The 1,732-nt window shown below is 51.4% G+C and carries 1 protein-coding gene; it reads left to right on the plus strand.

Translation table 11 applies throughout. From position 1 onward, the window contains the following. Positions 1-291: 291 nt before the first annotated feature. Positions 292-1,732 (plus strand): hypothetical protein (locus AC2FIR_RS24080; protein WP_496763505.1); only part of this gene is annotated, 1,441 nt, incomplete at its 3' end.

Below are 1,732 nucleotides of genomic sequence, written 5' to 3' on the forward strand. Positions count from 1 at the left end.
AAAAAATTATCTCCGTCAACTTGCAATGCAGATAGTCATACCCATTTATTAATCTTGTTAACCGCCCGCATCCCCGTGGGCACCATGATCAGCGTCTAGAGGCGCTATAGCGGTTTGGTCCGCTATGAGGTTCCGCAAGAGCCTCCAAATCTCAAAGCACAACATAAACCACAGTCGAGTTGTATCTCGTCGATGGCTTGATGCCGTCTTCGGTTCCGCTCGGCTAATCACGTCTTCAGGGCCTCAGTGCGCTCTGGGCGTGGTCGCATATATTGAGGACCAAATTGACTCATGGAAGAAACATACGCTGGAAAGACCCTAGATGCTTTTCCGATCACAAATCCGCACTACTCCAAACTACTAGATGTTCACCGATATTCAGAACACCCGAATGTTACCCATCTGACCAAGCAGGTCTGGGCAATATGTTATGGGGAACCAGAAAGCAGCAGCCCAAAGAAGGGTGGCGTAAGACCCAAGGCCAACAGTTTGACACAGCTACAGGCTATATTGCTCGATCTTTATGTGGCTTGGGATGCCGACCCCGAGCTGTCTATTGGCGTAGCGATGAGCAACACAGCTTGGAACACCGACTCCCGCTATAACAAGATCGGGTTGTCTCGCTTAGCACCCAAGGTAATACATCGCCTGCATGAAGTTGGTTACATCTCATTGGCGGCTGGCAGCTATGCCGGTCCCGGAGCCAGCACAAACCGCACCACCCGGATAAGGGCGGCAGAACCACTTAGGCAGATGTTTCGGGAAGCCAAGTTCGGACCACAGCATATCCTGACCCATCCGGGAAAGGAGTGCATTCTCATGCGATCCAGCGAGAAGTCAGAAAGAAACATCGAATACAAGGATACTCCGGCGACTGAGCAGATGAGAGCAGATCTGATGAAGTACAACAGCCTGCTGCTGCGAACCTTCATCGACATACCCGATCAGGAAGACACGTTCATTGAGCGCCCGATTAAGTCTGGTGTTCGTACGGGCGAGATAACCCGAGTTCCTATCTGCGGGTTCGATAACTTCGTTCACCGTGTCTTCAATCGCAACGACTGGTCATGCGGTGGCCGCTTCTATGGCGGCTGGTGGCAATCGGTCGGGTCAGAGGTAAGGAAGCGCATCCACATCAATGACGAACCCACTGTCGAGGTGGATTATCAAGCCCTTCATGTCGCGATTCTGGCAGCAAAGAGAGGAGTGAAGCTGGAAGGTGATCCTTATGAGTTGGATGATAATTTATTGCCTGACTTGGACACCGTGCAGCAGCGTAAGTTGGTGAAACTGCTAATCCTCATGGCTCTTAATGCTAAGAACGAGCGGTCAGCTTACAGCGCGTTCCGGGACGCCTCTCCGGTTGGGTCGATGGCAAAGTCAATGAAGAATGCGGAACTTCGGCTGGTATTGGACGCTGCAATCAAGAAACATCCATTCCTTGAGGATGATCTCTGCGCGGATCGTGGGATAGCGCTGATGAACACGGACAGTTTGATGGCTTCAATGGTGATCAGGCACTTCACCAGACAGCGGATACCTGTCCTATGCATCCACGACAGTTTCCTGATCGGTTACACGTATGCACTAAGGCTCAAGACGACCATGAAACTTGCAGCCATGCGTGTTCTTGGTTGCCCGGTTGCCCTGTCCAATAATTATCTGGGGCTAGATGAGGTTGAACGGGATTCTCCCAGCTTGGTCGATGATTACATGGACATGCGTTATCTCC

The organism is Ruegeria sp. CDSB136 (assembly GCF_059610965.1).